General features: G+C 63.9%; 17 protein-coding genes. 9 read left to right on the top strand and 8 right to left on the bottom strand.

Annotated features, from left to right (window positions below):
• Positions 1 to 591: 591 nt before the first annotated feature.
• On the top strand, positions 592 to 2,217 hold the full coding sequence (locus tag ACFM35_RS11480; RefSeq protein ID WP_378842118.1) for a hypothetical protein: 1,626 nt from the start codon (positions 592 to 594) through the stop codon (positions 2,215 to 2,217).
• A 113-nt stretch (positions 2,218 to 2,330) separates the two neighbouring features.
• Here the strand turns inward: ACFM35_RS11480 and ACFM35_RS11475 are convergent, their stop codons facing one another.
• Complete coding sequence (locus ACFM35_RS11475) at positions 2,331 to 3,773, bottom strand: Shedu immune nuclease family protein (RefSeq protein ID WP_378842116.1); 1,443 nt, start codon at positions 3,771 to 3,773, stop codon at positions 2,331 to 2,333.
• Positions 3,774 to 3,905: 132 nt separating this feature from the next.
• Here ACFM35_RS11475 and ACFM35_RS11470 point away from each other — a divergent pair, with 132 nt between their 5' ends.
• From ACFM35_RS11470 to ACFM35_RS11450, 5 genes are all read left to right on the top strand, one after another.
• Positions 3,906 to 4,877 carry a hypothetical protein gene (locus ACFM35_RS11470; RefSeq protein ID WP_378842114.1) on the top strand — a complete coding sequence of 324 codons (972 nt, stop codon included), beginning with the start codon at positions 3,906 to 3,908 and terminating at the stop codon, positions 4,875 to 4,877.
• Positions 4,878 to 5,223: 346 nt separating this feature from the next.
• Positions 5,224 to 5,616 (top strand): VOC family protein, encoded by a 393-nt coding sequence (locus ACFM35_RS11465; protein ID WP_378842112.1) that lies wholly within the window; start codon positions 5,224 to 5,226, stop codon positions 5,614 to 5,616.
• Positions 5,613 to 5,993, top strand: a complete 381-nt coding sequence (locus ACFM35_RS11460; protein ID WP_378842110.1) for a TfoX/Sxy family protein — start codon at positions 5,613 to 5,615, stop codon at positions 5,991 to 5,993. Before ACFM35_RS11465 ends, ACFM35_RS11460 begins: the two co-directional genes overlap by 4 nt.
• 144 nt (positions 5,994 to 6,137) lie before the next feature.
• The gene (locus ACFM35_RS11455; protein WP_378842108.1) at positions 6,138 to 6,707 is read left to right on the top strand and encodes a dihydrofolate reductase family protein; all 570 of its coding nucleotides are present in this window, start codon (positions 6,138 to 6,140) and stop codon (positions 6,705 to 6,707) included.
• 106 nt (positions 6,708 to 6,813) lie between these two features.
• Entirely contained in the window at positions 6,814 to 7,647 is an 834-nt protein-coding gene (locus ACFM35_RS11450) for a formate/nitrite transporter family protein (RefSeq protein ID WP_378842106.1), read from the top strand.
• Positions 7,648 to 7,668: 21 nt separating this feature from the next.
• Here the strand turns inward: ACFM35_RS11450 and ACFM35_RS11445 are convergent, their stop codons facing one another.
• A complete protein-coding gene (locus ACFM35_RS11445) occupies positions 7,669 to 8,286 on the bottom strand; it encodes a TetR/AcrR family transcriptional regulator (protein WP_378842103.1) in 618 nt (205 codons plus the stop codon).
• A gap of 54 nt (positions 8,287 to 8,340) precedes the next feature.
• Here ACFM35_RS11445 and ACFM35_RS11440 point away from each other — a divergent pair, with 54 nt between their 5' ends.
• The 3 genes from ACFM35_RS11440 (at position 8,341) to ACFM35_RS11430 (ending at position 11,055) form a co-directional block, all read left to right on the top strand.
• Positions 8,341 to 9,138, top strand: coding sequence for an SDR family NAD(P)-dependent oxidoreductase (locus tag ACFM35_RS11440; RefSeq protein WP_378842101.1), 798 nt, complete (start codon positions 8,341 to 8,343; stop codon positions 9,136 to 9,138).
• Positions 9,138 to 10,055 (top strand): SDR family NAD(P)-dependent oxidoreductase, encoded by a 918-nt coding sequence (locus tag ACFM35_RS11435; protein ID WP_378842099.1) that lies wholly within the window; start codon positions 9,138 to 9,140, stop codon positions 10,053 to 10,055. Before ACFM35_RS11440 ends, ACFM35_RS11435 begins: the two co-directional genes overlap by 1 nt.
• A 73-nt stretch (positions 10,056 to 10,128) precedes the next feature.
• Positions 10,129 to 11,055: a hypothetical protein gene (locus ACFM35_RS11430; protein WP_378842097.1), complete on the top strand. Its 927-nt coding sequence runs from the start codon at positions 10,129 to 10,131 to the stop codon at positions 11,053 to 11,055.
• Positions 11,056 to 11,083: 28 nt separating this feature from the next.
• Here ACFM35_RS11430 and ACFM35_RS11425 read toward each other — a convergent pair whose 3' ends face one another.
• From ACFM35_RS11425 to ACFM35_RS11400, 6 genes are all read right to left on the bottom strand, one after another.
• Positions 11,084 to 11,884: a FadR/GntR family transcriptional regulator gene (locus ACFM35_RS11425; protein WP_378842095.1), complete on the bottom strand. Its 801-nt coding sequence runs from the start codon at positions 11,882 to 11,884 to the stop codon at positions 11,084 to 11,086.
• Between the two features lie 90 nt (positions 11,885 to 11,974).
• Positions 11,975 to 12,664, bottom strand: a complete 690-nt coding sequence (locus ACFM35_RS11420; protein ID WP_378842093.1) for an ABC transporter ATP-binding protein — start codon at positions 12,662 to 12,664, stop codon at positions 11,975 to 11,977.
• Positions 12,651 to 13,361 carry an ABC transporter ATP-binding protein gene (locus ACFM35_RS11415; RefSeq protein ID WP_378842091.1) on the bottom strand — a complete coding sequence of 237 codons (711 nt, stop codon included), beginning with the start codon at positions 13,359 to 13,361 and terminating at the stop codon, positions 12,651 to 12,653. Before ACFM35_RS11415 ends, ACFM35_RS11420 begins: the two co-directional genes overlap by 14 nt.
• Before the next feature lie 62 nt (positions 13,362 to 13,423).
• Positions 13,424 to 14,536, bottom strand: a complete 1,113-nt coding sequence (locus tag ACFM35_RS11410) for a branched-chain amino acid ABC transporter permease (protein WP_378842089.1) — start codon at positions 14,534 to 14,536, stop codon at positions 13,424 to 13,426.
• Complete coding sequence (locus tag ACFM35_RS11405; RefSeq protein WP_378842087.1) at positions 14,533 to 15,420, bottom strand: branched-chain amino acid ABC transporter permease; 888 nt, start codon at positions 15,418 to 15,420, stop codon at positions 14,533 to 14,535. Before ACFM35_RS11405 ends, ACFM35_RS11410 begins: the two co-directional genes overlap by 4 nt.
• A gap of 29 nt (positions 15,421 to 15,449) precedes the next feature.
• Entirely contained in the window at positions 15,450 to 16,706 is a 1,257-nt protein-coding gene (locus ACFM35_RS11400) for an ABC transporter substrate-binding protein (protein ID WP_378842085.1), read from the bottom strand.
• Positions 16,707 to 16,766: the final 60 nt, after the last annotated feature.

Below are 16,766 nucleotides of genomic sequence, written 5' to 3'. Positions count from 1 at the left end.
CTGCAAGAAGCCCGGATGCTGTCGTAGACCCCGAGCTGGAGCAGATGGGAGTATCCGTGGTTGGTTCAGACGACTGGTGCAACGCCTTGTATTTCCCGCAAGGCCGCAAGAAGTATGGCGGAGTGTTTTGCCGGCTGGGGGTTGGCCATGACGGCGAACACTGGTGCGAGCAAGAGGACGAGATGAACGACTAGTCCAGATCCGACGCGGAGCGCAATACTCGCGTGCCAAGGAGACAGGGTTTGCTCTACGTTGACGGTCGAAAGAATCTAAGGAACCCGGAGTCAGAGATGGAACGAGCAGAGCTCAAGTCGAAGATTGACGAACTCATGCGTCAATACAACGAGGGTGAGATCGATGGCGAGACGTACTCGCGGAAGATGATGGAGCTGACTGCCTCCGCTCAAGACTGACGGTACGCCCTGACCTTGCAAGCGTCCTGAGAAGACCGGCGCGGCATGGCACCCACGAGATTGCTCGGTCGCACCAGTGTTGATGAGGCAGCCCGGCGCACTCAGTTGCCGGCTGCCGTCATTGTCTGAAGAGTCTGAGACGATGGCGCTATCAATGGGCGAGCGGAGCGGGACACATATGAGTGACGAAGTCGTTGTGCGGTCGGACGTCGAGGGCAAACAGGAGCCCTCCGCGGAGAACTTGCCGTCGACGGCCCTCATCGAATTCGAAGCCGGCCTCGCCGTGCTTTTCGGTGACCACGTGCCTGTCGGTGTCGATCTGATTCCCTTCTCATTCATGGATCCCGCAACGCGCAGTGCCGTGTCAACCGCTGCCGGGACCGCCGTTGGCTTCGGGAACATCGCCGCGCAGGGAGTCAACGCCGCGATGCAAGCACAAGGACTCGTCCGGTTGGCTCCGCAGACACTTCAGGCGCTAAAGACGGCCGCCCCAATAGTCAAGGACGGGTGGAACCTGGGCACCCTGGCCAGCGGAGGCAAGTTCGCCGCTCAGGTGAGATGGCTACCTGCGACCGCGGCGACTACCGCGTCAGTCGTGGCTGCGATGGGACCTGCGATCACGCTTATGGTGATCCAGGTTCAGCTCAATCAGATCGCCAACGTCGCGAAGCACAACCTCGAGCTCACATCGAAGGTGCTGCAGGTAGTCCGGCAGGAGCAGTGGTCGGCGGTGACGGGTTATCACAACACTCTGATGAGAGAGCTTGACCACGCGCGCCAGATCGGTGAGGTCACAGATGCCGTCTTCACCGAGGTCCGGGGCTACCAAGGGGAGCTGTCGACTCAGTGGGATGTGTTCGAGAAGGCGGCCCGCCAACACGTCGCGGAGTTGCGGTCGAAGGTTGGGCACAAGGAACGTCAGCAGTACCTGACCGACAATGGGCAGGCAATCATCGCGGACGTACAGGCGCTCCTGCTCGCACAGACGTCGTGGTTTGTTTACCAAGCCCTGCGCGCGGGACACCTGCTGAAGAGTGCGAGGTCCGATCCGCAGGACGCGCAGCTGCTGAAGAATCTGGTCGCAAACACACAGGCTCTTCATGAAAAGACTCTCGATGAGACCGACTGGCTCCTTGATCAGCTCGCTCGCGAATTCGCGGTCATCGACGAGTTGCCGGGCAAGAGAACCTTCAAGATCGGCGGCACCGCGCGCGCGGCGAAGGACGCAACAAGGATGGTGCGTCAGCTGCAGCAGGCGCTGGCGGCAATCCGTGGTCAGGAGGCCCCGAGCGAGCCCCTTCCGCTGGTGCTACCGGCAATTACCGTCTTCGAGGACAACATCCCCGACGAGCTGACTCGGATCCTGCCCTTGCGGCTTGAGGACGGCGAGCGGGTACTCGCCCTTGCGGACGCAACGTGCGATCGCTGGAACGTGCCTGGCCTCGGCGCTGGCTGGGTGGCGATTACGGATCGCCGGGTGCTGGTCACCAAGCAGGATTCTCTGCGCCGAGTGGGCGCGATCGACATCGAGCTCGATGTCGACGACATTCGATACGTTCGGCGGCCTGACCGAGGAGATAAAGCGCCAACCGTGGACGTGATCACTAAGGACTCCGACCTCACCCTGAAGTTCTCTTCGTGGGCTAAAAATGGCGAGGCCCGCGAAGCGGCTAACCAGATGGCGGAGCTCGTGGCGAGCTTCATGCGCCTCCCAGAAGCTGAGGTGCCAACAGTCCGCGCTCTCAACCCTGGCGATTCGAGAACCGAAACTGCCCCGACAACGCTGGCAGGAGCGCAGTCGTGATTCAGCTCGGTCAATGATGTGCGGTTAGGTGAGAAGCCCTCGCCGCGCTTCGGGCGGAGGCTTTGCGCCCTCGTCGAGTGCGCGTACTTCCGCCAGACAGAAACGACGTTCTGTCAGGCTGCCGGGGCGTCCGGCTGTGGTTCGGGAGATTCTTCAGTGAGCAGATCCCGCAAGAGCTTGAGGCTCGCGAGCACTTCATCGAAGGTGACGATGCTCACAGCCCTCGAGTTCCCCCGGAAAAGCTCAAGAGACTTCGTTCTGTCGGGTTGATCTGACGACGGCAGACGCCCAGCGATAACGAAACACCTTATCGAGTAAGCCTCGAGGTCGTACTGGCGTGAATCGCTCTTCACGTTCGCGAAGTGCAACTTCAGTTGATGCGCCTGGTCCAAGACTTGGGTGACGGCTTGCGACAGCTCGGCAGTGATGCCGAAGACACCGTCCCGGTAGGCGGTGGATTTCACGATCTTCGTCGCGGGGGTTTTGATCTCAACTAGCGCGACGTTCGCCGTCAACGGATTCTTGACGAGGTAGTCAGCGATCTTGTTTCCTGTGCCGTCGAGCTTGGTCCCACCGACGGATGCCTTCGATACCACACTGACTACCGGGGAGCCGAAGACCTGTTGGAGCGCGAAGGCGTTCGCTTCGAAGAACACTTGCCAATGTTCCTCGCCGTACTTCTTCTCGAGATCAACTTCGAAGCGCTCGATTAGGCGGTCGAGGTTCACCAATTCGAGATCGCGTTGAAGGGCGACTACGGTATCTGGCGCTACCTCGGCCGCCACGCGCGCTTGAGTCTGCATCACTGCCAGAAGCTCTACCTGATCCTCATCAGACAGGGTGTCTTCACCGTTCGCCGCTCTGGTCATCAGCTTGGTCATTGCAAGTCGCCCGAGGCTCGGTCTGGACAGCTTAAGCCCGAGGGCATCCGCAAGATGGTTATTGACGAAAGAGTCCTTGACGCGACTCGCCGCAACGTTGCCTCGACTATTGATCCGAACGATCTCGGACCAGAGGCTGTCCCACGCATCTTGCCCCATGCGGAACACGTGCCCATCGACCTTCATGGCTGCCCCGGGCACAATCCTCAGCTCCGTGCACTGACTGTGATCTTCCATCAGTCGCACTAGCCGATTGTTGTCTTTGAGCAGCCCCAGGCCGTACTGAGGGTCCTTCACAAACCCAGGCGGGAGCGACTCCAAGAAGTCGTCAACGTCAAAGGTCTCAGGGCCGAACAGATTCGGTTCACCCGGTTCCTCAAACGGGTTATCGACCGACCCGGCCGACGAATGCTCGAAGGTGATCCTTTCGAGCTTGGAGTACTTCGGTTGGAAAAAGCGCTCGCTACCTTCGAGGGTATTCAGCGGGTAGGTCGTGACTAGTCCCTCCGATGCTGACCGCTCGAGCAGGACGTGCCGAGCTGTCGTCTCGACGTACTCTGTGGGTGAGACCTGGGTTCTTCTCAGCGGGAACGCGACGTACTGCAGCTGGCCCGGGCCCCCGGATGAGATCTCGAGTCGAAGTCTCGTGTCAGAGTTCCCGCCGAATCGCGCCATGACCCCTCCGATGCTTTTGCTTCTCTAGCAACGTACCGGGTGGCGTCTCGTAGCCTCTGACTGGCGTTCCGGACGGTTCCCGCGCGATAGCGTGCTCTCGCGGGCATCCCCGCCCGAGGGAGTGGCGCGCGAATGGCAGTGTGGTCGGAGTTTGAGGAGAAAGAGTTCGAGACGCTTGCGAACGTCGCCCTTGTTACCGAGCAAATCGTTCGCAGGCGCAGTGTCCAAGTGTTCAGCCCCGGGCAAGTCCTAGAGAAGACACTCGGATTCGACTTTGCGACCCACGTCGGGCCGCACACCCGCCTCCACAGGAGGCTATTCGGCGCGACACCTGGCGCACCGGGAGCGACGCCTGCCCAGTTAGCCCAACTAAAGATGCCTCTCGCTCCGTCGACTCGACTTCTGAACACGTTCCTGCAGTACAAACGTCCTGAACACTTCAAACCCGGCCACCGATCCTCGCTGTGGCCGCGAAAAGAGGAGTTCCTTCGCTTCACCGTCTCCGAGAGCAACGTCAAGGGCGGTGGTTATCACTTTGATCAGATCACCGCCCTTGATGACCTGGCGACGTCTCTTGGCCTGAGCGCGCTCGTGCGCTACGCATGCCCGACGGTCTGGACTAAGTCCGATTTGTACGGAGTGTTCGGCGCTGACCGGCTACTGGAGAACTCAGTCTTTGTGGAACCAAAGAAGCTGGTTGACCCGAGCGGAGTCGACCCCTACCACCGTCGATGGACATTCCAACGGAGTCGCCCCGACGCCGGCAAGCCAAACCCAAGCGGCACCCTCACACCTGCAGAGGGCGGTGAGGACTTCATGGACCGCGCCGAAGCAGCCGCTCTCCACGCGCCAAGATCTGAGGATTACGCGCAAGCTGTACTGCGTGAGGCGACGGAGGTGCAGAGCGTCCGCACCATCGTCGATTCGCGGAAGTCCAAACTTGGTGCTCGAGATCGAGCTAGCGCTGACGTCGAAGACAGAGCGATGGAACAAGATTTGAAGAGAGTTCCAACTAGAGAGCGCGCGGCGGTTCGCGCGTCGCTAGAACTCGCCACCATCGCGCGCGATCTCGGGGTGCAGTGGAACGTGATCGCTGTCGGATGAGTTCGCTGGTTGCCGCCGACCATTGTTGAATCTGCGCGTGGTCGGTGGCAATGGCCCCTCGTTGGACATTTCCCCCGCGGCCCGCCGTTAGTCGCCGCGGACATTTCGTCGTCGAGATGCCGGAATCATCGCCAGGCGATAGACATCATCGAGCGATCCCTACAACACGTGTGAGCCGGCGTCGCCTGCCGTTTACGCAGCGGATGTTCACGGGCGACCGCTCTCGTTACCGCGGTAGCCCGATCACTGAGATGAGTATTCGGAGGCGCGGCCGATGTCGGTCCGCGGCGTTACAGTTCGACTGACTTCGCTTCGCCGATCATGTCATTGCAAGAGGAAGGCTGTCATGAAGCTTCTCGGCCTTCGAACGGTCATCTACCCTGCGCCGGACTTGGCTGAGTCGAAGAAGTGGTGGTCGGCGCTGCTGGGCTACGACCCGTACTTCGACGAGTCCTTCTATGTCGGCTTCCTCGTTCAGGGATACGAACTCGCCCTCCGTCCGGCAGCATCGGCTGAGGATGGCCCGATCACATACTGGGGGGTCGCGAACGTCGGCATCGCACTGCGGCAATTGCTCGAGCAGGGAGCGAAGGTGCGCGAGGGGGCAACCGATGTCGGAGGAGGTATCCGGGTCGCGACGGTGACCGAAGTCGGGGGTTCCATCTTCGGCGTGATCGAGAACCCCACATACGAACACGTGTCTGCGCCGCTCGACACGGATGACGGCCCGGGCCGGTGACCGACCCTTCCGTAGACGCGCTCCGCAGGCGTCTCATCGAGATCAGCGACACTCTGCCGTTCCCCGTACGAACGCGGGCGATGATGGGCGGTTTCATCGGGTACGCCGACGAACTGCCCTTCGTCTCCCTGTCGCCGGGCGGGTTCGGGATAAAGGTCGAGGGTGCAGAAAGAGATGAACTCCTCGCTCGGCCCGGCGCTCAACCCATGCGGCACACCCCCACCGACCCGCCCAGCAAGACCTACGTCACGCTGGCGCCATCCGACATCGACGACGATGAACTGCTGCAGCTGTGGCTCACGAGAGCAGGGCGCTCCGCTCGGCACCGCGCGGCGAAGAAGCCGCGCCGCTCGGCGACCGACCCGTCCAAACGGTGACCTGATTGCTGACAGGCCCGCTTGCCACTCGGCGGTTCCGTGCTCAGCCCGCAGGCGTACCTATTCATCTGGCGGCTCGAACGCTCCGTTGCGGGGATAATCTTTCGCCATGGCACGCGACCGTCCGTGGAACGGGGTAACGGGATGAGACCGCTTCGATACTCGATCAACGTGACTCTCGACGGCTGCGTCCACCACGAGGCGGGTCTTTCCCCGGACGCGGAGTCGATGCGCCACTGGACGACGGAGATGGAACGGGCGGATGCTCTTCTCTTCGGCCGTGTGACCTACGGGATGATGGAGTCGGCGTGGCGGAAGCCGCCGACGGGCGTGTGGCCCGACTGGATGAAGGAGTCGGAGGTCCCGTTCGCCGAGGCCATCGACCGGGCGAAGAAGTACGTCGTGTCGAGCACCTTGGAGGCACCGGATTGGAACGCCGACCTGCTCCGAGGCGATGTGGGTGAAGCAGTGAGGCAGCTCAAGCAGGAGCCCGGCGCGGGTCTGTGGGTAGGGGGAGTGACACTCCCCCTCGCGCTGGCGGAGCGGGGCCTCATCGACGAGTACGAGTTCGTCGTGCAGCCGGTCCTCGCTGGACACGGGCCGACTCTGCTCGCCGGTCTGCAGGAACGTGTCCAGCTCGAGCTGGTGGATCGACGGGAGTTCCGGTCAGGTGCGATCGCCCTGCGTTATCGGCCCGCGCACGCAACGGCGTGACCTGACGCGCCACTACCGCCTCGACCGCCGCCCCGAACGACGATCCCGTCTTCTCCCGATTCAGGAACACCCGCAGGCGTCTCCGGATCCGTGACAACCTAGCCGCATGACCGACCAGAGTCAGCTGTTCCCCGGCAAGCAGTTCATTTCGACCGTGCTGACCGCGCTCGACACCAAGACGGTCATGAGTGGTGCCCTGATCCGGATCTACCTGATGCGTGCGGCCATGGCCGGCGCGATCATCGGCGTGATGTACCTGACCTACTACGCGGTCCTCGCGGCCTTCGACGACATTGCGCGAGGGGAGCTCGACGGCATCGGTCACATGGTCGGCGCGGTGGTGTTCGGGTTCGCGCTGGTGTTCATCTACTACAGCAAATCCGAACTGCTGACGTCGAACATGATGATCGTCACGGTGGGTGCGTACTACCGGAGTGCGGCGTGGTGGCGCCTCATGCGCATCCTGGTGCTCTGCTACGCCGGCAACATCGTCGGTGGTCTGTTCGTCGCGGTCCTGGTCAGGTTCTCGACGCTGGGCGACGGCGAGGTCGGCGTCGAGATGATGCAAGCCGTCGACCACAAGCTGTCGTATCTCGCCGAAGGCGTCGCGGGATGGGGCGACCTGTTCGTGCGCGCGATCTTCTGCAACTTCATGATCAATCTCGCGATGCTGCTCGTCTACAACGGGCTGATCAAGAGCGATGTCGGCAAGATGCTCGTGATGATCGCCAGCGTCTTCGTCTTCGCGTTCGTGGGCTTCGAGCACTCGGTGGCCAACACCGTCCTGTTCTCGATCGTGGGGCTGCAGGAGGGTATCGACGTCGGACCCGCCCTCGGCAACCTCGGCATCGTCCTGCTCGGCAACTACGTCGGCGGAGGGCTCCTGATCGGCCTCTACTACGCTTACGCGAACGACGATCGCCGCTTCCATCGCGAGTGAGGTCGTCGGGTCAGCGGCGGTTCACCGATTTTCGTGGTTGATCGCCATGTGGAGCGGCGCGAGGGCGCTGTCGAGAGCCGCCTCCAGGGGCCAGGCCGACCGCTCGGGCTGACTCAGGATGAGCCCGCCTTGGATCGCCGCGAGGATGACCGTCGCGATCCGGTCGGGATCGGCGGTCTTGTCGACTGTGCCGGCCTCCTGCATGCGGCGCACCCCGGCGGCCAGCGCTTCGCGCCAGGCCTGCATGCTTGCGGCGATCGCGCGCTCCAGGTCGGGGTCGGTCAAGGCGGCCTGGGTCGCGAGTGATCCGATGGGGCACGCCCAGCGGCCGCGGCCGATGTAGTAGTCCACGAGCCTGCTGCGCCATCGCTCCCACGACGCCCATGAGCCGAGATCGTCGATCTCGGGTTCCTGGGCTTCCCAGAGTTGCCGCCCTTCCCATTCGGCGACCTCGCGCACCAGTTCGGCTTTGCCGTGGGGGAAGTAATGGAACAGCTGGCTCTTGCTGGTCAGCGTCGCAGCCCGCACCGTGTCCAACGTGGTGCCACCGATTCCCGAAGCGAGGATCTGCTCGCCTGTGGCCTCGATGATCCGCTGGCGGGTCAGGCGGCCCCGCTCGGTGATCTTCGTCCCGTCCATCACCCCACTCTAGACGAATGGACCGTTCGGTCCAGCGTGTGATAGGAATGGACCATGCAGTCCAACGAAGAAGTCCTCGCGTCCCTCCCCACCGACCATCGCCTGTCCGGGCGAACGGCGATCGTCACCGGTTCGAGCAGCGGGATCGGCGAGGCGATCGCCAGGATGCTGGCGGCGTCGGGCGCCGCCGTGATCATCAGCGGCCGCGATGCGGTTCGCTCCCGGGCCGTGGCGGACCGGATCACCGCTTCGGGTGGCGTCGCTCACGCCGTGACCGTCGATCTCGGCGGCAGCTACGAGGAAGTGCGCGAGTTCGCTGCCACAGCGACGCGACTGCTCGGTGGCCGCGTCGACATCCTCGTCAACAACGCCGGCATCTACCCCGCGACACCGACCGCGGAACTGGGCGATGCCGACCTCGACGCCGTGCTGGCGATCAATGTGCGCGCGCCCCACGTGCTCGTCGGGGAACTGGCGCCCGCGATGGCCGGCCGGGGAGCCGGGTGGATCGTCAACATCGGCTCGTGGATGTCGCGGGTCGGCGTTCCGTTCGGAGCCATGTACACCGGGTCGAAGGCCGCGATCGAGCAGATGACCCGCACCTGGGCGGCGGAATTCGGCCCCAGCGGGGTGCGTGTGAACACGGTGGCGCCCGGCGTGACGAGCACGCCGGGGAACGCCGGAAGCGCAGACGTACTGGCCGCAATGACCGCCGTCACGGTCGCGGGACAGCCCGTCCGACCGGTGGACATCGCCTTCGGCGTCCGCTACCTCGTATCGGACGAGGCGGCGTTCGTGCACGGCACGGTCCTCGACGTCGATGGCGGGATCGCCAGCACGCGAGTCGGCTGATGTCCGCTGCCTACGGGGCTGACTCCACGGCGATGGAAGTGGTCGACGGGCTCGATCTGCGCGACAGGACCGCCATCGTCACCGGTGCCAGTTCAGGAATCGGCGTCGAGACCGCACGAGCGCTGGCCTCCGCAGGCGCGACCGTCACCCTTGCGGTGAGGGACATCTCGGCAGGAGAGCGCACCGCAGAGTCCATCCGCGCGTCGACCGGTAACCGCGATGTGCGCGTCGCGGAACTCGACCTGGCAGATCTCGTCTCCGTGCGCGACTTCGCCGCAGGATGGTCCGGACCGCTGGGTCTGCTGGTGAACAACGCCGGAATCATGCACGTCCCCGAACTCCGGACCGAGAGGGGTTGGGAGATGCACATGGCGGTCAACCACCTGGGTCACTTCGCGCTCGCGACGGCTCTGCTCCCGGCTCTGATCGAGGCCGGAGACGCCCGGATCGTCTCCGTCAGCTCGAGCGGTCACGCCTCCAGCGGCATCCGTTTCGACGACATGTTCTTCGACAGAGATCCTTATGACGCCGGACTCGCCTACGGGCAGTCGAAGACGGCCAACGTCCTCTTCGCACTCGAGGTGACGAAGCGATGGGCGCTTCACGGCATCACGGCCGCTGCCGTCATGCCCGGCGGAATCTGGACGAACCTCCAGCGGCACTGGGATCCGGCGGTGCTCGCCGACATGAAGCGACGCTATCCGACGAAATCGGCGGCGCAGGGGGCTGCGACGTCGGTGTTCGTCGCCACCCGGGCACCGCTGACCCCGGGCGCTCCGGTCTACTTCGAGGACTGCCACCCCGCCGCGATCGTCACGCAGATCGTCGATGGCCTGCACGGGGTCGTGCCGCACGCTCTCGACCCCGTCGCCGCGGCTCGGCTGTGGGACGTGTCCGTCGAGCTGATCGCCGAATAGCATTCTCGCTACCGAGGCTCTAGAGTGATTGGTACTACCACTCGGGGGTCGCATGTCTTTGGTGAAAAGCCTCATGGCGACGTTCATCTTGCTTGCAGCAATGGTGATGGGGCTCGGCTCCGGACTCGTCATCCCCGCCGGATTCGACACGAATCTGATCCTCTGGCCGGCCATATTCGCGCAGACGCTGGCCGCTGTCGGCGGCCTCAGCCCGGATTGGCTCACTAATACGAAGAAGCGCTCCGATGCCGTGAGGCTGCTGGTGGTTCATCACGCGGCAGCGACGGTTCCTTACCTGGCAGCGTGGATCTTCCTTCCCGACTCAGTGAAGTCCACCCCGCTGGCGATCGGGCTCATCTGGCTCGCCATCGTGCCAACCGCTGCGGGGCTGCCCGCCTATGCGACGGCGGCCCGCACGGCTCCGTCGACCATCACGGCTTTCGCTCTTCTGGCTTACCTGTGCGGTCTCATCATCACCCCTGTGCTCGCTGTGGTGATTTTCGGCGGAGCGACCGACATCGGGCGCCTGATCGTCGCGATGCTCGTGGGACTCATCATTCCTGGCACGCTGGGAATAGTATTCGGACGCCTCATCCGGCGCGTACCCGCGCACGTTCGTACGGCGATCGTCGCGGTGAGCATGACCATCACCACGTACGTCTTCGGCAGCGCGATCAACGCCGCGCTGACGGGTGGGGTCGTGTCAGCGGGCGTGATCCTGTTGGCCCTACTGGCCGGCGCGTCGCGGGTGCCTTTGAGTGTCGGGCTGGGGGTGCTGTTCGTCGGGCGTGCGCGTTCGCTGCGGCCCGCGGCGGCGCTGGCCGCGGGCTATAAGAATGACGCGCTGGCGGCATCCACGGCTCTGCAGGTTGCTGGCCCTCTGGCGGTTGTGCCTGCCCTGGGAAGCCTCCTCTGCGAGATGGCACTCATGCTGGCGGCATCCTTGGTCACGAGTCATCGCCGCGTGCATCGAACGAGCGCGCCCCCTCATCCCGCCTGATCGCAAGGCTGCAGCTGTGGGCGCTGATCTAGGTGCCGAAGCCCGCTCGACCGACGACGCGCTCGTGCAGTGCGAAATGCTCGTCGACGGCATTGGATGCTGCGACGGGATCGCGTTCCTCGATCGCGTCAATGATGTCTTCGTGCACAGCGACGAGCAGTCGCCTGCCGATCCGCTGCTCGCGCCAATTGATCGAGCCCTGTTCTGTGGCGCGCACCAGCACGCCGCGTAGGGCATCCGCGAAAAAGGAGAGCGCCGGGTTGTTCGCCGAGCGGACGAGCGCGCGGTGGAAGCGTACGTCTTCCGGCACCATCTCAGGCGTGTCGTACTTGTCAGAGAGTGCCGCGATAGCCGAGCGCATCTCGGCGATCAGTTCGGGTGCCGCCGCGCCGCTCGCGGCCTGCACTGCCGCCTGACGCTCGAGTGCGACACGCACGGACTGCAGGTCGGCGTGCTTCAGCTGCCCCGTCGTGACCAGAAGATCCATCGCGAAGACGAGCCCATCAGGATTGAACGATTTCTCGACATACGTCCCCGAGCCCTGTCGTCGCGATAGCACGCCGACCGCCTCCAGAAGGCGCACGCGATCGCGGAGGGCGTTGCGGCTCACGCCGAGATCTTCGGCGAGTTCGCGCTCGTTCGGCAGACGCGCGCCAGGCTCCAGCGCGTTGACCAACTCCCGCAGTGCCGACGAGATCTCATCGTCGAAGCGGCCGGGGTTGGCACCTTCATCGTCTGGACGAGACGTCGACGCCGCGGGCTTGTCTAATTCTGGAAGCGAAGCGTCGGCACTGCCAGTGATTGCGGAGTCGACGGTGGTGGGAGCCATAGACGCATCCTCTTCGATCACGTGGTCCTTGCAGTCAGGTGGAGTGGCAAAATGGTAACACCATTCACCGCAGATCCGGGCAATAGGTGATCACCCGCCGAACGCGATCGCTTCCAGGCGCCGGAGTCCTTCTGCGTCCGAGGCGGCCACCTGATCACCGCTGCGGCCGATGGAGATCAGGCGCACCTGGTCGGCGAGACTCGCAACCCGCGCAGCACTCTGTTCGACGAGCACGACGGCCAGGTCCGGGTTCAGCAGCTGTCGGATCCGCGCGTATATGTCGTCGACGATCACCGGCGCGAGTCCCAGCCCCGGCTCATCCAGCAGCAGGATCCGCGGCGTACGCATGAGAGTTCGCGCTAGGGCGACCATCTGTCGTTGTCCCCCGGAGAGAGCGCCGACATCTGTCGACAGCCGCGATTCCAACATCGGAAAGACTCCGATCGCTCTGTCGAGGTTGCGCGCGTTCGTGCGCGTCTGACCAACAAGCATGTTCTCGCGCACGGTCATGGCAGGGAAGAGGCTCTTGGATTCGGGCACAACGCCGATGCTGAATTCGCGCACCCGTCGATGCGTCGACCAGGCCGTTACGTCGGTGCCGTACATCGTCACCGTACCCTTGGAGCGGATCAAGCCCAGAGTCGCACGGATCGTACTCGATTTGCCGGCACCGTTTGTGCCGACGAGCGCGAGCACTTCGCCGGGAACCACCTCGAGTGACACGTCGAACAGTGCCTGGGTGCGGCCGTACCAGGCCTGAACATGCTCAAGCGACAGCATTCGACTCTCCAAAGTAGGCGACGCGTACGTCGTGACGATCAAGGACCTCCTCGGTGGGCCCGTCGGCGAGGATGTGACCGGCTGACAAGGCGATGCAGCGACCGCAGGCCTTTCGTACGATGTTCACATCGTGTTCGACGAGCACGATCAAGCACCCGGCTCGTTCGGGCAGGCTGCGGAGTACCTCGGCGAGTTGCTCACGGCTCGATGCATCCAGCCCTGCCGCCGGCTCGTCGAGGAAGACGATTCGCGGCTCGGCCATCAGTACGCGACCGATCTCGACCAGGCGCCGCGTCGCCGAAGAGAGCGACGATGCCTTGGCCTCGGCGAATTCGAGGAGATCCAGCAGATCGAGCGTGGCGTACGCCTGGTCGAGCCAAGCCCGCTCCGCTCTCGCGTGGGTCGGCCACCCGAACATCTGCCGGAGCGGCCCGGCCTTCGTGAAGCGCTGGCGGCCCAGCAGCAGGTTGCTCACGACCGTTTCGTCTTCGAGCAGCTGAGCCGTCTGAAAACTGCGAACGAGCCCGGCTTTTGCGTACTGCTGTGGCGTGAACTTCGTCGTCTCCTCGCCGTCCAGACGCACGAAGCCTTCCGTAGGGGTGCCGAACCCCGAGAGGGCGTTCAGCAGTGTGCTCTTCCCCGCCCCGTTGGGTCCGATCAGCCCGATGACCTGCTGGCCCTCGAGCGTGACAGACACGTCATGGAGTGCAACGAGACCGCCGAAGCGCATACCGAGCGACGTAACCTCCATGACCGCGCTCATCGGTCTACTCCGCTCGGAGTGGCCGCCGCCACAGCGACGGTCTCTCTGCGCCCGCGCCCGCGAGCGGCCGTCACCCACCTTCGCGTCAGGTGCCCGAGCTGCACGAGTCCGCCGGGCAGTACGTAGATCAGGGCGACGAGCAGGGCGCCGGAAAGGAGGACATACACACGGTCGGCGTTCATCGCGGCGAAGATCGGCGGAACGATCGACACGTATGCCGCACCCAGCCACGCTCCATAGGTCGAGCTCGTTCCGCCGAGGATCACCCCGATGAGGATGTAGACCGACGAAAACATGTCGTAGTTCGTCGGTGTTACGGATTGCGAGGTGTGAGCCACCAGAAATCCAGAGATGCCGGCGCAGAGCCCGGCGATCACGAACGCGATCAGCTTCGTCTGGTTGACCGCAACACCGACGCTTCGCGCCGCGAAAAGCGATTCGCGGACCGCCGCCATATTGCGTCCGAGCTGAGTGAAAGGCAGATGTCCGAGCGTGGCGGTGGCGACCACGGCGAAGACCGCGCACATGCCGTACAGGAACACCGGGTCGGTGGTATCGACCCCGGGAATATAGAACGAGGCGACTGGAATTCCCTGGGCGCCTCCGGTGATCGAACGGCCCTGGACGAGCAGCCATTGAAAGAGTTCGCCGACCGCCAGTGTCAGCAGGGCGAGACGCAGACCGCTTACCCTGAGAGCGGGGATGCCGACGATCAGCGCCGCGAGCATCGACACAGCGATGACGAGCAGAAGCTCGTAGATGCCGATCAGCTGGTACACGCTCGCCGCGATCGCTGCGGTATAAGCGCCGATGCCGACGAATGTCGCCTGCGCGAGCGAGAGGATTCCTGCCATGCCGAACAGCACCCGAGCGCCCATCACGGCAATCGAGTACGCGACGAGGATCGAGGCCTGATAGAGCCAATAGTTGTTGAGGACGAAAGGCCCGGCCAGCAGTACACCGCCGGTGACGATTGAGACGATCAGGGTCTGCCGACGCGAGACGAACTGCGAGCGGCGGACGAGGGTCTTGGCGCGTTCGGTGAAGGGCAGCACCCAGCTGTCGCGTGCAGGCGTCGGGTTCGACGTCTCGAGTGTCGTAGCGGTCATGCGCGTACCACGCCTCTCTCGGAAAGGAACCGCTTCGGCAGGATTGCCAGGAGCAGGATGACGAGCACGAACACCGCCGGAACGGCGAAGTTCGTGCCGAGGAAGAAGGCCGCGCACCCCTCGAAGATTGCGAGGGCGAAGCAGACCAGTAGCGGAGCGACGAAGCGGTCGAGTCCTCCGATGATGCCGGCGATGACCGCCTTGATCAGAAATGGCGTCATGTAGTAGGCGTCGAGCGAGAGCCGGCTGGCCACGACGATGCCGACGATTCCGGCCGTGAGACCTGCAAAGCCCCACGTCAGAGCGCGCACGGTGCTGACGTTCAGCCCCACGCTGGAAGCCAGCGAGTGGTCGGAGGCGACGGCGCGCATCGCGAGGCCGGACGGCGTCTTGTTGAGGAACCAGGCGAAGCCGGCCAAGAGCAGCAGGACCCCGACAGTGACGACGATCTGGTTCATGTTCAGGTACAGGTCGCCGATCACCACCGGCACATCCGTGCCAAGGGGGAGGAAGGACTTCGTCGAGGTTCCGAAGAGCGCCTCCGCCCCCGCGGTGAGGAAGAGAAGTATGCCGAGCGTCACAACCAGGTCGAGACCTTCTCGTCCTGCCTTGCGACTGATCGGCTCGAGGATGAACCGATCCGTCGCGAAGGAGATGAAAGCTGCAACGACGAGTCCGGCGGCGATCGCGAGCCACACCGGCAGCCCGGATTCACCCGCAAGGGTGTAGGTCATCAGCGCAGCGATCATTCCGAGCGCGCCGTGTGCGAAGTTGACAGCTTTGCTGACCCGATACACGATCAGGATGCCGAACAACAGCAAGGCGTAGAGCGCACCCGTCGCGATGGCGCTCGCGATGATCTGGGTGAGGCCGTTGAGATTCACGATCGCCGACTTTCTCCTGGTAGCTCAGGTCACTCGCCTGAAACGAGCTGGAACGGGGCGACCTGAACGACCTTGCTGTCCTCGATCTTCGCCACGCCCACCGCGTTCGTACCCTGACGCGAATCGAACGAGAACGAGACTGGCGGGATGAGCCCGGTCTCGAAGCCCGACATCGTCTCAAGCGCGTACTCGAAGCAGTCGCGCGTCAAGGCGGGAGCGGTGCGGAGCGCCTCGAGGGTCACGAGGCCCTGTGTGTAGCCTGCGGCATTCCACATACTGGGAGCCGAGCCCTCGGAGGCGGTCCACTCATCCACGAACTGCTGAACGAGCGGGTCTTCCGATCCGAACGGAGCGACCTTGGTCGCGACGATCATGCCCTCGCCGATACCGCCGAACTCGCTCAGCCAGGACTCGTCCGTCATGTCTGATTGTCCGAGAAGACGCGGCGTGTAGCCGATCTGGGCCATTGCCTGGATGACCTGGCCTACGACGACGGGTCCGGCGATGAACATGACCATCTCGGTGTCCGCATTGCGGAGCGCCTGAGCGATGGCGGAGAAGTCGGTGGTGGTGGGCTCGACGGTCTGAATCGTGGTCAGGTCGACGCCAGTGCCGTCGAGCGCTTTCTCGATACCCGCGAGAGCGTCGTCACCCACGTCGCCGACCTGCTGGACGAGCGAAATCGACTCAACCGGCTCGTTCTCCATCATCCACGACACGGCGACGTCGAACTCGTCGATGAAGTTGGGCCAGATCATGAAGACGTCGGGGTTCTCCATCACGCCGACCTGGTTGGAGGGTGCATACGGACCGACCGCAGGGATCGCGTTCTCCTTGATATAGGGCAGGACGCCCACGAAGTTCGGCGTGCCGATGCCGCCGGCGAAAGCGAACACCTCGTCGCTCTCATTGAGTCGTCGTGCCGCCTGCAACGCGACGGATGCGTCGTACTGATCGTCCTCGACGACGAGCTGGACCTGATGGCCGTCGATGCCACCTGCCGCGTTCGCTTCGTCGATGGCGTACTGAAGGCCCGCGAGGCCGCTGGTACCTGGGTCCGCGACCGGACCGGTCAGCGGCGTGAAGGATCCGAGCTTGATCGTGGTCGCGGTGATGCCCTGCGAATTGCCGCTCTCGTCGCAGGATGTCCGAGCAGCGCCCGCGGACGAGAGCGCCGCCGGAGTGGCCTCGCGGGTGGCCGCACATCCAGTCGCCGCGGCGATCGAGAGCACGGTGAGGGAGGCGAGGGCGACGCGCCGCCGTGATGTTGCCGAAGAAGTTCTCATTGTGGATCCTCCTGGTGCGGGAATGGGTGGCGTCCGCCGGGTGCAGCCGCCATTGGGTCT

This window comes from Microbacterium songi, assembly GCF_042747925.1.
Classification (GTDB): Bacteria; Actinomycetota; Actinomycetes; order Actinomycetales; family Microbacteriaceae; genus Microbacterium.
Note: the sequence above shows the minus strand (reverse complement) of the source record. Positions and strands in the feature narration are given on the sequence as shown.

Coding starts and splice junctions, on each gene's coding strand:
- ACFM35_RS11435 (WP_378842099.1), top strand. CDS start 9,138: ATGTCCGCTGCCTACGGGGCTGACTCCACGGCGATGGAAGTGGTCGAC.
- ACFM35_RS11400 (WP_378842085.1), bottom strand. CDS start 16,706: ATGAGAACTTCTTCGGCAACATCACGGCGGCGCGTCGCCCTCGCCTCC.
- ACFM35_RS11475 (WP_378842116.1), bottom strand. CDS start 3,773: ATGGCGCGATTCGGCGGGAACTCTGACACGAGACTTCGACTCGAGATC.
- ACFM35_RS11470 (WP_378842114.1), top strand. CDS start 3,906: ATGGCAGTGTGGTCGGAGTTTGAGGAGAAAGAGTTCGAGACGCTTGCG.
- ACFM35_RS11480 (WP_378842118.1), top strand. CDS start 592: ATGAGTGACGAAGTCGTTGTGCGGTCGGACGTCGAGGGCAAACAGGAG.
- ACFM35_RS11450 (WP_378842106.1), top strand. CDS start 6,814: ATGACCGACCAGAGTCAGCTGTTCCCCGGCAAGCAGTTCATTTCGACC.
- ACFM35_RS11425 (WP_378842095.1), bottom strand. CDS start 11,884: ATGGCTCCCACCACCGTCGACTCCGCAATCACTGGCAGTGCCGACGCT.
- ACFM35_RS11465 (WP_378842112.1), top strand. CDS start 5,224: ATGAAGCTTCTCGGCCTTCGAACGGTCATCTACCCTGCGCCGGACTTG.
- ACFM35_RS11410 (WP_378842089.1), bottom strand. CDS start 14,536: ATGACCGCTACGACACTCGAGACGTCGAACCCGACGCCTGCACGCGAC.
- ACFM35_RS11440 (WP_378842101.1), top strand. CDS start 8,341: ATGCAGTCCAACGAAGAAGTCCTCGCGTCCCTCCCCACCGACCATCGC.
- ACFM35_RS11430 (WP_378842097.1), top strand. CDS start 10,129: ATGGCGACGTTCATCTTGCTTGCAGCAATGGTGATGGGGCTCGGCTCC.
- ACFM35_RS11420 (WP_378842093.1), bottom strand. CDS start 12,664: ATGCTGTCGCTTGAGCATGTTCAGGCCTGGTACGGCCGCACCCAGGCA.
- ACFM35_RS11455 (WP_378842108.1), top strand. CDS start 6,138: ATGAGACCGCTTCGATACTCGATCAACGTGACTCTCGACGGCTGCGTC.
- ACFM35_RS11445 (WP_378842103.1), bottom strand. CDS start 8,286: ATGGACGGGACGAAGATCACCGAGCGGGGCCGCCTGACCCGCCAGCGG.